Origin of the sequence: Faecalibacterium sp. An122 (assembly GCF_002160895.1) — a bacterium.
Classification (GTDB): domain Bacteria; phylum Bacillota; class Clostridia; order Oscillospirales; family Ruminococcaceae; genus Faecalibacterium.
Genome location: NZ_NFLL01000003.1, coordinates 127,193 through 140,249 on the forward strand (window position 1 = coordinate 127,193; position 13,057 = coordinate 140,249).

A 13,057-nucleotide genomic window follows, 5' to 3' on the forward strand; every position below is an offset into this window, starting at 1 on the left:
AATGGCCCGGCCGGGTCAAAATGGAAAATTATACCTCTTGCACAAAAAGACCGGGCAGTCTTTGTACGGGCCGCCCCGGCAGGGGCGGGACGGCCGGTCCAGGGCGGGGAAAGGATGTGGTTTTTGAAGCTTTTACTTGTCTTTTCTGCGGTTTTGTGCAAAAATAATGAAAAGGGAGGCTATATGGATTGGGTCGTCACAGACCGGAACCACCCGGGCGTCCGCTTGTGGACGCCGGCGGCGCCGGCCGGACGGGGCAGCCTGTACCCGACGAGGAGTGAACAGAGATGAAACACCATAAGATTCCCCAAATTTCCAATCGCATCATCAGTTTTCTGGTGCTGTTCTTTGTGGCCCTGCTGCTGGTTCTGAGCATTGTGCTGGTGCGGATCAAACTGCTGCAGAACGCCCAGGATCTGGGCATGGCTCTGACCGAGAGCTACGCTCTGGAGGAAGAAGTCAACATCACCAACCTGCAGCGGATCGCCCAGCTGGCCAGCCAGTATGTGGAGGAGATCAACGCCGGGGGCGGCACCGGCCAGGAGATCCAGAGCTGGCTCCAGGGCTATTTTGTCAAGATGACCGATATTTTGGGGGAGAACATGGTGGACCCCTATGCCGTCATCAACGGGGAGAGCATCAGGGCCAACCCGTGGTCAGGAGATGAGGACTACGACTTTGGCTCCACCGAATGGTATACCAAGGCCATCGAGGCCCGGGGCGAAGTGGTGTGCAGCGAGGTCTATACCGACGCCATCACCGGCAAGCTGGTGATGACCATTTCCAAGGCGCTGGAGACGCCGGGGGATGTGATGGCGATGGATGTCTACATCGAAAATCCCACCCTGCACAATTCGGCGCTGGCCATGCCGGAGAAATATTCCTATTACCTCTGCACCGGGGACGGCGAGCTGATTTATGCCAAGACCCCCTGGCAGCGGGACCAGAGCCATGACCGGGAAAATGCCCGGTATCTGCTGGAAGGCATCCAAAACGGCTCGCTGGTGAAATATGACGCCACCTTTACCGACTATGTGGGGGACGAGCGGGGTACCTATTTCCATCAGATGAGCAACGGCTGGGTGGTCATTATGACCATCCCCTTCAACCTGATTCTACTGGGCGAGGAGAACGTGTTCATCTACGTCATCGCCTTCATTGCGGCAGTGATGTTTGTCCTGCTGGGAGCGCTGACCATCCGGGATACCATCCAGGATTACCGGATGAAAAAGGCGGATGACGCCATCCATATGCTGGGGGATTCCTTCTATGCCATCTTCCGGGTGAACTTTGAAAAAGAGAGCTATGAGGCCATCAAGCTCAAGGAGGACGAGGGCGCGACCCTGCCCCAGCGGGGCAGCTACAGCGAGCTGATGGAGTACATCCGCAAGTTTGTCAAGTTCAGCACCTATCAGGAGTTTGAGCAGAGCTTTTCCCTGGCCGAAATCCAGCGCCGGGTGGACAAGGGCATCGCCGACTACGGCGGCGACTATCAGCGCCGGTTCGGGGATACCTACCGCTGGGTGAATATCCGCACCCTGTACGACAAGAACATTGCGAAGGATGAGGTCACCCTCTGCTTCCGGGATGTGGACGCCGAACGCCGCCAGCAGATGCAGCACATGATTCTGCTGCAGGACGCCCTGGAGGCGGCCCGCAAGAGCACCAAGGCCAAGTCCAACTTCTTCAACAGCATGTCCCACGATATGCGCACCCCTTTGAACGCCATCATCGGCTACTGCGGCCTGGCCCAAAAGAGCCAGGAAAGCGGCGACACCGCCAAAGTGCAGGATTATATCCGCAAGATTGATTTTGCGGGCAATCAGCTGCTGACCCTCATCAACGACATTTTGGAGCTGTCCCGGATGGAGGCAGGCAAGGACAACCTGCAGCAGGCCGAGTTTGACCTGAAGGAACTGCTGGAAAACAACGCCGAGATCTTCCACGACCAAGCCCAGGCGGCGGGGAAAACCTTTACCTACAGCCTGGACCTGACCGACACACGGGTGGTGGGCGACAGCAAAAAGATCTCCCAGGTCATCAACAACCTGCTGTCCAACGCCATCAAGTACAGCAACCCCGGCGACAGCATCCGGCTGGAAGCGCGGCAGTTTGATTTCCAGCAGCACAGCAAATATCAGTTTGTGGTGCAGGATACCGGCATCGGCATGAGACCCAGCTTTTTGGAGCATCTGTTTGAGCCCTACAGCCGGGAGACGGCGTTTACGGTCCATCCCACCGTAGGCACCGGCCTGGGCATGCCCATCGTCAAGAGCCTGGTCCAGCAGATGAGCGGCGAAATCTCGGTGGAGAGCGCCCTGGGCCAGGGCAGCAAATTCACCGTCACCCTCCCGCTGGAGGCGGTCAAGACCCAGACCGGCGGCCCGGCGGCTGCGGTCCGGCCCCAGAGGGAGCAGCCCTTTGATTGGTCGGGCTGGAAAGTTCTGCTGGCGGAGGACAACGAGCTGAATATGGAGATTGCCACCGAGATCCTGACCATGTGCGGGGCCGAGGTCCTGTCCGCCTCCAATGGCGCAGAAGCGGTCCATCTCTTCTCGGCGGCGGCGCCCTATTCCATCGGCGTTATCCTGATGGATATGCAGATGCCGGAAATGGACGGCTGCGAGGCCGCCCGGATCATCCGGTCCATGAACCGGCCTGATGCCCAGTGGGTGCCCATCATTGCCGTGACGGCCAACGCCTTTGCGGAGGACATTGACCGCACCACCAAGGCCGGCATGAACGGCCACGTCTCCAAGCCCATCGACTTCCACCTGCTGGGCCAGGTGCTGCAGAAGGCGATCCAGGAGCGGGACGGCGATGCGCCGGCGTCCAAAGGGTGAAACGCTGCGGGGAAAAACAGAACACAATCCGGGGCCCGGGGGCGGCGGCAAAACCCCTGAGGCCCCGACAGCCAGCGCTCTGGAGAGCGGAAGAAAGAGCCCGAGGTGAGCCGGGGAAAGGTTTGCGCCGGGCTTTTTCGTTTGGAGCAAGCAAGTGAGGTGGATGATTTGAAGACAGAGGAATTGCTGGGAATTCTGAGCAGCCAGCCCATCATCGCGTCGGTGAAGAACGACGAGGAACTGGAGCAGGCGCTCCAAAGCGACGTGGGGGTGATCTTCCTGCTGTATGGGACCATTCTCAGCGTGGGAGAGCTGACCCAGCGGGTGCATCAGAGCGGCAAGCAGGTGTTTGTGCACCTGGATATGGTGGAGGGCCTGGCCCCCAAGGAGGTGGCGGCGGATTTCATCGCCCGGACCACCGCGGCGGATGGGGTGATCTCCACTAAGGCCCAGCTGACCCGGCGGGCCAGAGAGCTGGGCCTGGTGGCCATCCAGCGGTTTTTCCTGCTGGATTCCAAGGCCATGAGCAGCATGGAACAGTTCAGCCCGGGAGCGGCCGACGTGGTGGAGGTGCTGCCCGGACTGATGCCCAAGGCCATCCATCGGGTGGCCCAGAGTATCCGGCGGCCGGTGATTGCCGGCGGCCTGATTCAGGATAAGGAGGACGTCATCACCGCTCTGTCAGCCGGAGCGGTGGCGGTATCCACCACCAATCCCCAGGTCTGGGCCATGTAAATTCCCGCAAAAGAAGCCGCTGCCCGGTGGGGCGGCGGCTTTTTGGTGGGGTGATCCGGCGGGCAGGGGACCGGGTTTCGGTTCAAAAGAGAGGCGGAAATGCGACCTGATTTTGCTTGACGCAGTGAAAAAACCGTGCTACACTCACTCTCGGGAATGGACGAGCGAACAAAAATTGCTGCGAAACCTCGTGAAAGGAGTGTAAAACGTATGCAGACCTATGTGATTTTCACCGATTCCACCGGCGACCTGACCCCGGCCCTGATTGAGCAGGCGGGGTTGCAGGTTCTGCCCATGACCTTCCATCTGGATGGGCAGGATTACCGGAATTACCCCGACGGGCGGGAGATCAGCTCCCACGCCTTCTATGACAAACTGCGGGCAGGCAGCACCTGCACCACCAGCCAGGTTTCCCTGGCCGAATATGAAGAAGCCTTTACCCCGGTGCTGGAACAGGGGCTGGACATTTTGTATCTGTCCTTTTCCAGCGGCCTGTCCGGCACCTATCAGGCCAGCTGCGTGGCCTCGGGGATGCTGCAGGAGCGGTTCCCGGGCCGCCGGATCGTCAGCATAGACTCCCTCCAGGCCAGCATGGGCGAGGGCCTGTTTGTCTATCTGGTGGGCCGCCGCCGGCTGGAAGGCGCAAGCCTGGACGAGGCGGTGGACTATGCCCGGGCGCTGGCCCCCAGGGTCTGCGCCTGGTTCACGGTGGATGACCTGATGTTCCTCAAGCGGGGCGGCCGCCTGTCCGGCGCTGCCGCCGTGGCCGGCACCCTGCTGGGTATCAAGCCGGTGCTGCATGTGGACGACGAGGGCCACCTGATCGCCATGGAAAAGGTCCGCGGCCGCCGCGCCAGCCTGGATGCTCTGGTCAAGCACTTCCAGGCCACTGCCGATGACATCGCCGGCGGCACCGTCTTTATCAGTCACGGCGACTGCCCGGAGGACTGCCGGTACGTGATGGACAAGCTCCAGGCTCTGGGTGTCACCGACCTGCATCAGGGCGATATCGGCCCGGTCATCGGCGCCCACAGCGGCCCCGGCACCGTTGCCCTGTTCTGGGTGGGCGGCCCCCGCTGAGGGAAAATCAATCAAAATCAATTGCCCTGGCGGGTTGTCTTTCTTAAGGAGAGGCATCCCGCCTTTTTTGCCGGAAAATGCGGGCACAAAAAACCGGGCCGCCGCGCCCGTTGCCCTTGGCGCGGCGGCCCGTAAACCGGAAATATCCGGTTTAAACCGACTGTTTCCTGACAGGGAAGTGTGTTAAAGAAAAGGGTTAAGCCTGGGGAACCATGCGGATCAGAGCAGTGCCGCCGTCCATATAGACGTCGAAGTGAGCCCAGTCATCTCCGCTCCAGGCACTGCTGGTGGAGATATCCAGTTTGGTCTCGGAACCATCGGCGTTGACCAGATACAGGTCGTAGCCCTCGATGCTGGAGCTGGGCATCATCACGTTGGCGGAGACATTGGTCAGGGCGGTGTATCCGGAGCTCAGGCAGGAGACGGTCATGATCCGCTCACCGTTGTCCAGAGTGCCCTGGTAGATCTTCAGGCCGCTGAAGTTGGCGGTGGCGTTGCTGACCTTGGACAGAGTGCTGACGCCGTTGACGTCGCCGCACTCGCCGCAGATGGTGTAGGTCTGGGTGGCGCCATAGGGGCTGCTGAAGCGGACCACCATCTCGGCCCACTGGGTGCCCTCGCAGGAGTTGGTCTGGTGGGACAGGATGTTGGCGGTGTAGTGGCTGGTGCCGGCGGCAAAGCTGGAGACGGCGCCGCCCACCAGGATGCAGGCAGACAGGCTGAGCATAGCAAGGGTTTTCATCATGGTTTTCATACGTTTTCTCACCTTTCTCCCCGTAAGGGGTTCGTTTTCGTTGCGTGTGTGGATGTGTGGGACGGATTGTAAGGGCGGAACGCTTGTGCGGCCGCATCACCACCTTTCCGGTATGCAGGTTTTTACGCCGCCTCGTTCCCGGATTGTTCACTCACAGGATACCACGTTGTGTTTGAGCCAGGCTTGATATAACCTGGACTTTTCCTTGAGTTTTGTGCGGAGGAGGTGTCAGTTCTTCTGGACTGCCACCAGAACGCGGATCTTGTTGCCGGCGGTGCAGCCAAAGTTGTCGTACCAGCCGATCAGATAGTAGTCCTCGGTGTTGATTTGGGACAGGGTGGTGGGGAAGTACTGACCTTTGTACCAGAGGTAGACCTGCATATCATCAGCGGTCTCATAGCGGGTGTCGCCGCTCTTGACCGAGGCCGCGCCCAATTGATCCACCATCACCGGCATCAGCTGGACCATAGATTTGACGGTGCCGCTGGCGCTCTTGCCCACGGCGATGCCGCCGGCAATCACCGGATACTTCACCGAGGTCTGCAGGGTGGTGTTTTCGCCGTCGATGTAGCAGACGTAGTTGGCGCCCTTGCCCAGGTAGCCCAGAACGCTGCTGAGGACGCCGCTGGTGTTGTCCGAAGCCACATTCAGCAGGTAGCTGATGATGCTGCTGGGGCTGCTGGTGAGGCTCTCCCACAGGGTGCTGACGATGCTGCCGTCGATGATGCTGTAGAGGATCTCGCTGGTGCTGGGCAGGACGTTGTCGGCCAGGCTGCTGAGACTGTCGGTGGTGGTTGTGGTGTCGGAGCTGTCGTCCACAATGTTCACCAGGTTGCGCACGTCGTCCAGGACGCCGTAGGTCCACAGGTCGCCGGTGACGTCGTCCAGAATCAGGCGGTCGATCTCGCCCTGTTCGTTGGTGGTGTAGTAGCGGACGTCGTCACCCTTCAGTGTGACCCCCGCTAGTCGGCTGGGACGAATCGTCCCAGCTACACCCTCCGCCGTCGTATCCAGAATTTCCACGTTGTCGGCCAGGGTCATGCCGCCCAGAGCCGTGGCTGTGTCGTTGAAGGTGCCGCTGGTGGATTTCTCGTCGATGCTTTTGACGCTCTCGCCGTTTTCGTCCACCGTGATCTGGACCAGCCAGCCGGCGGGAAAGTTGAGGTCTTTATCCACGTTGACGGTGCGGGTGACGCCGTCGCTGCAGGCGACGGTGACGCTCTGGAGCACGTCGGCTCCGTTGTTCTCGACCAGGCTCCGGGAGGAGGTCTGGACCACGCCGTAGAAGACCTGGTCGGCCTGCTCGCCGGTCAGAACCCGGACCACTTCGTCGTCCATGCCCAGCAGCAGGGTGACCACCTGGCCCACGCCGCCGCCGTTGAGGGAGGAGAGGACCGAGGCAGCCGACGAGGTGCCGATGGTGTACTCGGTGCCGGCCACCGTCACGGTGGTGGGGGCGCTGGCCGAGGGGCCTACGGCGGTGATCCGGCCGGCGGCCTTCTTGGTGTAGATCCAGACGGTCTGGGTGTTCTCGTTGTAGTAGTAGACGTCGTACTGGTTCAGCTCGGCGGAGGCGGAGACCTCCTCATTGCGGTAGATGGCGGTGGTGGTGAAGGGCAGCTGGGTGCCCTCAGCAGCCACAAAGGGGCCCTTCAGATTGCCCATCAGGATGGACGAGACATCCGCCCGGCCGTCGGTGATGGTGATGCCCAGGGTGTCGGCGTAGAGCTGGCCGTCGGCGTTCTGGACGGTGAGGGCGTTGTAGAGCAGCTGGGCGCCCTGTTCCACCGTGAGGATCTCGCCCTGGGTGCAGGGCAGGTCGTCCCGCAGGCCCAGCTCATTGGCTTTATTCAACTGGGCGGTGGGGAAGGTGCCGCTCAGGGTAGTCACATCATAGCCCAGCAGGTTGAGGACAGCGGCGCAGGCCTCCTCCAGGGTGACGGTGTTGTCGGGGCGGAAGCTGCTGTCAGTGTAGCCGCTCATCCATCCCTGCTGGACTGCGATGCGGATATAGGGAGCCAGCGCGTCGCTGCCGTTCACGTCCGAGAACAGGGTGCCTGTCGTACCCTGGGACGTGACACTCTCCCGGTAGGGAGAGAAGGCTACCAGCAGCTGCGCCAGCTGACCGCGGGTTAAAGAGGTTTCGGGGTTGGCGGCCTGGTCGGAGGTCAGGCCGCCCAGGATCAGGGCGGTCTGAACCGCCGTGTTGTAGCCGCTGGCCGAGGCGGGGATCACCAGCATGGTACATGCGAGGCAGACCGCCAGCAGCAGCGAGCAAAGTCGTTTTCTCATCTTCTGTATTTCCTCCCTGTTCTCAGTCATAGCGCAGAGCTTCGATGGGATTGAGCCGCGCTGCGCGCTTGGCGGGCAGATAGCCAAACAGGATGCCGATGCCCACCGAAACGCCAAAGGCGATGACCACCGAGCTGGGCGATGGGCTGACGGTCAGTTCCATGTCGGTCAGGATCATGGGCAGCACCTGGTTGGCTGCCGCCGAGACCAGATACCCCAGGACAATGCCGATGAGGCAGCCCAGCGCCGAGGTGGTGGCTGCTTCGATGACGAACAGCGCTAGCACCGAGCGCTCCTTGGCGCCCAGGGCCTTGCGGATGCCGATTTCGCGGGTCCGCTCGGTGACCGAGACCATCATGATGTTCATGATGCCGATGCCGCCCACCAGCAGCGATATGGCTGCAATGGCGGTCAGGATGGTGATGACCATGTTGATCATCGAGGTCATGGTGTCCAGCATTTCGCTCATGCTGGTGACAAAGAAGCCTTCGTCCGAGTTGAGCAGCTTGGTCAGGGCGGCTTCAAACACCGCCACGCCCTCTGCGGCCTGGTTCTCATCCACCAGGGTGACTATATAGGAGTTGGCCGAGGTGCTCTTGATGATCCGCAGGGCGGTGGTATAGGGGATAAAGACGCAGTCGTCGTCGCTGCCCTCCTGGGAGGTGGGGTCTGAGACCTGGGCCTCCAGGACGCCCACGATGGTGAACTTTTCGGGGCCCACCTTGAGGGTCTGGCCGATGCCGTTTCCGCCGTAGGCCACCCGGTTGAGGTAGTCGCCGATGACGCAGACCTTTTTGTTGTCCACCAGGTCCACATACTGGATGCCGCGCCCTTCGGCGATGGTGTAGTTGGAGATGCCCAGATAGGTCTCACTGACGCCGCTGACGCTGGTTTCACCGTAGGTGTCGGTGTCGATCTTGACCGAGCCGTCCAGGCTGACCACCGGGGAAATGTCCTCGAACAGGTCGGGATTTTCCTCCACAATGTTGTAAACGTCCTCGATGGACACCATGCGGGAGCCGTAGCCCATGATGTTGACGGTCAGGGTGTTGGTGCCCATGGAGGAGAAGCTGTCTTTCATGCTGGCGGTCATGCCATTGCCTAGACCCACAATGACGATCACGGCCAGAATGCCGATGATGATGCCCAGCATGGTCAGCAGGGTGCGGAACTTGTTGCTCCAGATGTTTTTCAGCGCCTGGCGGAAGGTCTCATAGATCATGGGGTGCCCTCCTGTTCCAGCGCGTAATTGGGATGGACCACCGCGTCGGGGGAATGGGCGTCGCCGTCGTAGACGATGCGGCCGTCCTCCAGCCGGATGATCCGTTCAGCCTGCACCGCGATGGAGTTGTCGTGGGTGATCAGGACCACCGTGTTGCCCTGGCGGTGCAGTTCCTGCAGCATCCCCAGCACTTCCCGGCCGGTGTGGCTGTCCAGCGCGCCGGTGGGCTCGTCGGCCAGAATCACCGCCGGATCGCCGGCCAGGGCCCGGGCGATGGAGGCGCGCTGCTGCTGGCCGCCGGACAGCTGGCTGGGCTTGTTGTGGAGCTTTTTGCCCAGCCCCACCTGTTCCAGGGCGGCTTTGGCCCGACGGTACCGCTCCGAGGTGGAAACGCCGGCGTAGATCAGGGGGACTTCCACGTTCTCCATCAGATCCAGCTTGGGCAGAAGGTTGTACTGCTGGAAGATAAAGCCCAGCATTTCGTTGCGGATTTCGGCCAGCTCGTTGGTGCCCATGCTGCCCACATCCCGGCCGTTCAGCTTGTAGGTGCCCTCGGTGGGGACGTCCAGACAGCCGATGATGTTCATGCAGGTGGATTTGCCCGAGCCGGACTGGCCCACGATGGCCACAAACTCTCCCTTGTTGATCTGCATCGAGATATGATCGGCGGCCTTCACCAGGGTATCGCCCATCTGGTAGTACTTGCAGACCGAATCAAACTCAATCAGTGCGCTCATCGCATCCCACCTCCCGGTGCGCCGCCGCTGGGCATACCGCCTCCGCTGGGCATGCCGCCCATGCCGCCGGGCATCATCATGCCGTCGCTGCCGGTGGAGGAGATGGTGGCGGCGGTGGAGTCATAGGCCACCGTGTCGCCTTCCTGGAGGCCGCTGGTGATGGCGATGTAGTTGTCATCGCTGACGCCGGTCTCCACTTTGACGTAGACATAGCCGTCGGGGGCGGTCATGCCGTCCGCTGCGTTGGCTGCGCTGGGGGAGTCCTCGGTCACCAGGACGTAGCCGCCCCGGACCACTGCGGCATTGGGGATGGACAGGGCGGCGTCGGCGGCGGGGAAGCTGAGGGTCAGCAGCAGGGAGGAGTTATCCCGAATGGTGGCGATCTCCTGCCCGGCCGAGACGGCGTCTCCCGGGGCCACGTCGATGGAAATGACGGTGCCGCCGATGTCGGTGCGGACGTATTGGGCGTTGACGGCGTCGTCGTAATCCCGCTGGGCCTGGTCCACCGAGAGCTCGGCTTTCTCCACGTTGTTGATGGCGTCGGAGCTGTCGACGGTGTAGAGGATGGTGCCCTTCTCCACCATGTCGCCCTCTTCAAAGTCGGATGTCAGCACGTCGCCCCGGACCAGGGACCGGACCTCGTAGGTTTCGGCGGCCTCGATGGTGCCGGACTCACTGAATACGTTGACAATGCTCCGAAGCTCCGGCTCCACCTCGATGTACTCCACACCGGCGGAGGCCGGCTGCGCCATCACCTTGGGGATGAGGATCGCAGCGCCTGCGGCGGCCACACAGACCACAGCGGCGGTGGGTTTCCAGTGGCGCCTGAAAAAGGACGTAAGGCCCTTTCCGCCCGGAGCAGCCGGGCGCGGCGCGGTGGAGTCCTCCGGTTGTTTTTTCCTGAACATGATATGTGATGCCCCTCCTTTTGGGTTTGCCAGCGGCGTGCCGGGCCCGGGACCGTGGGTCCTGTATCCGACGCCGGTCGGAATGGTCCGGCAGCCAGGCTCCTCTGGACAGTTTGAAGAATACAGGACGAATCTTAGGAATCGCCGTAAAAAAACCTTAAGACGCCTTAAGGAGGGTGAAGTTTTTATGAACCCGGGACACAAAAAGCGGCGCAGCAGGCGGGTTTATCCCATCTGCTGCGCCGCTTTAGGGCGCTGGATTCAGGAATTGACAGGGAACAGGAGGGTGATGCAGAACCGGCGGCCGTCGCTTTCGGCGCGGCTGTCGGCGTGCATTTTCTCCATCATGGTCTGGATGCTGACAAGGCCCACCTTGGTGCTTTCCACCGAATCGGTGTCGGACAGGGTAACGTTGGCGAACGCCAGCCCGGCGTCGTCCTCCTCCCGCACAAAGGTGACCGACACCGGATGGGCCGGGTCGGCGTATTTAAGGATGTTGGAGGTAATGTTGTCCAGAATCCGCCGGATGTAGGGCTCGTAGACGGTCAGGGACAAATCCTCGCTGCCCAGGTTCAAAGTACAGATGAAGCCGTGCTGCTGCAGCTGGTCCACCATTTCGGCCAGAGGCCCCTCGAAAATCTGGGACAGGCTGGCGGGCTGGTCCAGCATCACCGGGCTGTCCCGGGTGACCAGAGCATACTCGAACAGGTTGTCCGACAGGTGTTTGATCTGGCGGGCCTTGCGGTCGATTTTGGCCAGATAATCCTGCAGCTGCTGCTCGTCCTGGTATTTGTGACACCGGACGATTTCGGTGTAGAGCAGCAGGGTGGTCAGAGGGGTGCGCAGGTCGTGGGACATCTGGGTGATGAGGTTTTTGACCTTGGCGGAAGTTTCGGCCTCCTGCTGATGCTGGCGGCGGAGGGTCAGGCGCATGGAGTCCAGGCAGGAGGCCAGGGTGGTGAGCTCATCGCTGCCCTGGACCGTGATGCTGTGATCCAGATCCCCGCCCTCCATGGCCTGGATTTCGTCGCTCAAGAGACATATGTACCGCACAATCCGGCGGCAGCCCAGCAAGAAGACGGCTAGGAACAGCCCCAGACAGAAGATCAGGAGGACGGTGGTCCCCAGCAGCTCATAGGTGCGGATGGTGTTGCAGTAGAGCAGGGCCTCAAAGTCCCCGTCGGCAAAATGGATGGTGGCATAGGGCTGCCAGTCGTAGAAGGGGACCCGCTGGTCCTGTTCGCCCTTGATTTCCCGCCCCGGGGCAAAGGAGCTGTAGACCAGGACGTGGTCCCGGTACAGCTCCAGCAGGGTCAGGTTGTGCTTCTGGACCCAGTCGGTGATGGGACGAACGTCCTTGCTGGACAGGTTTTCCTCGGTGACAAAGGTCTGAAACTCCTCCAGCTGGCGAGCGGTCTCCCGCTGGATGAAATTGGTCTGGTCCACATAGGCGGTCAGAGCAAACCGGAAGGCCAGCCGGCTGGTGGCAAACAGCAGCAGAGAGCCCAGCCCGGCGAACACCAGCAGCCGGATGAACTGGGCTGTAATTCCGTCCCGCTTATTCATGGTCGTCCTCTCCGCCGTTGGTGAAATGATAGCCCTTGCCCCAGACGGTACAGATGCGGCGGGGAGACTGGGGGTCCTCCTCGATCTTGGTCCGCAGGTTGCGGATGTGGACCATGACGGTGCCGTTGGACACATAGTAATAGGGCTCGTTCCACACCAGCTCGTAGAGGGTCTGGACCGGGAAAATCCGCTGGGGGTTCTGCATCAGAAGCCGCAGGATTTTGTATTCGGTCTCGGTGAGGTTGACCTCCCGGCCGTCCACCCAGACCCGGTTGCAGTCCAGCTCCAGCTGGACCCCGTGGGCGCACAGCCGCTTGGCCGCAGGGGCCGCGCCGGGCTTGGCTTTGCCCTGATAGACGCAGTAGCGGCGCAGCAGCGCCTTGACCCGGGCGCTCAGCTCGGCGAAGGAAAAGGGTTTGGCCAGATAGTCGTCCCCGCCCGCCGTCAGGCCCAGCAGTTTGTCCGATTCCTGGGACTTGGCGGTCAGAAACAGGATGGGAACGGTGGAAATTTTCCGCAGCTCCTCACAGACCCGCAGCCCCGACATGCCCGGCATCATCACGTCCAGGATCACCAGGTCCACTTCCGAGGAGAATAGTTTCAGGGCCTTGGGGCCGTTTTCGGCCTCCAGGATGCGGTAGCCCTCGCCGGCCAGCAAAATCCGCACGCCGTCCCGGATGTCGGCGTCGTCCTCGGCAATCAAAATGGTCTGTTCTGCCATGGTATCGCTTCCTCTCTGGATCATCTCAGTCTCAATCTAAGTATAATGGAGAGATCTTGTGATTTCCATGAAATTTTTCTTAGGAAATCTTAAAATGCGGCCAGGACAGCGGAAAAACAAAACCAGGGCGTCCCCGGCGGGACGCCCTGGTTGTTGTATAACGACAGACCGCTTGGCCTGGATCTGCGCCCTGCGGATG

Annotated in this window: 10 protein-coding genes; 3 read left to right on the forward strand and 7 right to left on the reverse strand. The window is 61.2% G+C overall.

The window, feature by feature from the left end:
- The first annotated feature begins 287 nt into the window (after positions 1-287).
- The 3 genes from B5E67_RS04035 (at position 288) to B5E67_RS04045 (ending at position 4,658) form a co-directional block, all read left to right on the forward strand.
- Complete coding sequence (locus tag B5E67_RS04035; RefSeq protein ID WP_087383062.1) at positions 288-2,843, forward strand: ATP-binding protein; 2,556 nt, start codon at positions 288-290, stop codon at positions 2,841-2,843.
- A gap of 159 nt (positions 2,844-3,002) precedes the next feature.
- Positions 3,003-3,578 (forward strand): glycerol-3-phosphate responsive antiterminator, encoded by a 576-nt coding sequence (locus B5E67_RS04040; protein WP_242956760.1) that lies wholly within the window; start codon positions 3,003-3,005, stop codon positions 3,576-3,578.
- A gap of 210 nt (positions 3,579-3,788) precedes the next feature.
- Positions 3,789-4,658: a DegV family protein gene (locus B5E67_RS04045; RefSeq protein ID WP_087383065.1), complete on the forward strand. Its 870-nt coding sequence runs from the start codon at positions 3,789-3,791 to the stop codon at positions 4,656-4,658.
- A gap of 196 nt (positions 4,659-4,854) precedes the next feature.
- Here B5E67_RS04045 and B5E67_RS04050 read toward each other — a convergent pair whose 3' ends face one another.
- From B5E67_RS04050 to B5E67_RS04080, 7 genes are all read right to left on the reverse strand, one after another.
- Complete coding sequence (locus tag B5E67_RS04050) at positions 4,855-5,412, reverse strand: hypothetical protein (RefSeq protein ID WP_087383068.1); 558 nt, start codon at positions 5,410-5,412, stop codon at positions 4,855-4,857.
- Between the two features lie 228 nt (positions 5,413-5,640).
- A complete protein-coding gene (locus tag B5E67_RS04055) occupies positions 5,641-7,704 on the reverse strand; it encodes an S-layer homology domain-containing protein (RefSeq protein ID WP_087383071.1) in 2,064 nt (687 codons plus the stop codon).
- Between the two features lie 22 nt (positions 7,705-7,726).
- Complete coding sequence (locus B5E67_RS04060; RefSeq protein WP_087383074.1) at positions 7,727-8,926, reverse strand: ABC transporter permease; 1,200 nt, start codon at positions 8,924-8,926, stop codon at positions 7,727-7,729.
- A complete protein-coding gene (locus tag B5E67_RS04065) occupies positions 8,923-9,663 on the reverse strand; it encodes an ABC transporter ATP-binding protein (protein ID WP_087383077.1) in 741 nt (246 codons plus the stop codon). Before B5E67_RS04065 ends, B5E67_RS04060 begins: the two co-directional genes overlap by 4 nt.
- Positions 9,660-10,571, reverse strand: coding sequence for an HlyD family efflux transporter periplasmic adaptor subunit (locus tag B5E67_RS04070; protein ID WP_087383080.1), 912 nt, complete (start codon positions 10,569-10,571; stop codon positions 9,660-9,662). Before B5E67_RS04070 ends, B5E67_RS04065 begins: the two co-directional genes overlap by 4 nt.
- A gap of 261 nt (positions 10,572-10,832) precedes the next feature.
- Complete coding sequence (locus tag B5E67_RS04075) at positions 10,833-12,137, reverse strand: histidine kinase dimerization/phospho-acceptor domain-containing protein (protein WP_087383083.1); 1,305 nt, start codon at positions 12,135-12,137, stop codon at positions 10,833-10,835.
- Positions 12,130-12,858 (reverse strand): response regulator transcription factor, encoded by a 729-nt coding sequence (locus B5E67_RS04080; protein ID WP_087383086.1) that lies wholly within the window; start codon positions 12,856-12,858, stop codon positions 12,130-12,132. The genes B5E67_RS04075 and B5E67_RS04080 overlap by 8 nt, the downstream gene beginning before the upstream one ends.
- Positions 12,859-13,057: the final 199 nt, after the last annotated feature.

Coding starts and splice junctions, on each gene's coding strand:
- B5E67_RS04035 (WP_087383062.1), top strand. CDS start 288: ATGAAACACCATAAGATTCCCCAAATTTCCAATCGCATCATCAGTTTT.
- B5E67_RS04045 (WP_087383065.1), top strand. CDS start 3,789: ATGCAGACCTATGTGATTTTCACCGATTCCACCGGCGACCTGACCCCG.
- B5E67_RS04050 (WP_087383068.1), bottom strand. CDS start 5,412: ATGAAAACCATGATGAAAACCCTTGCTATGCTCAGCCTGTCTGCCTGC.
- B5E67_RS04055 (WP_087383071.1), bottom strand. CDS start 7,704: ATGAGAAAACGACTTTGCTCGCTGCTGCTGGCGGTCTGCCTCGCATGT.
- B5E67_RS04060 (WP_087383074.1), bottom strand. CDS start 8,926: ATGATCTATGAGACCTTCCGCCAGGCGCTGAAAAACATCTGGAGCAAC.
- B5E67_RS04065 (WP_087383077.1), bottom strand. CDS start 9,663: ATGAGCGCACTGATTGAGTTTGATTCGGTCTGCAAGTACTACCAGATG.
- B5E67_RS04070 (WP_087383080.1), bottom strand. CDS start 10,571: ATGTTCAGGAAAAAACAACCGGAGGACTCCACCGCGCCGCGCCCGGCT.
- B5E67_RS04075 (WP_087383083.1), bottom strand. CDS start 12,137: ATGAATAAGCGGGACGGAATTACAGCCCAGTTCATCCGGCTGCTGGTG.
- B5E67_RS04080 (WP_087383086.1), bottom strand. CDS start 12,858: ATGGCAGAACAGACCATTTTGATTGCCGAGGACGACGCCGACATCCGG.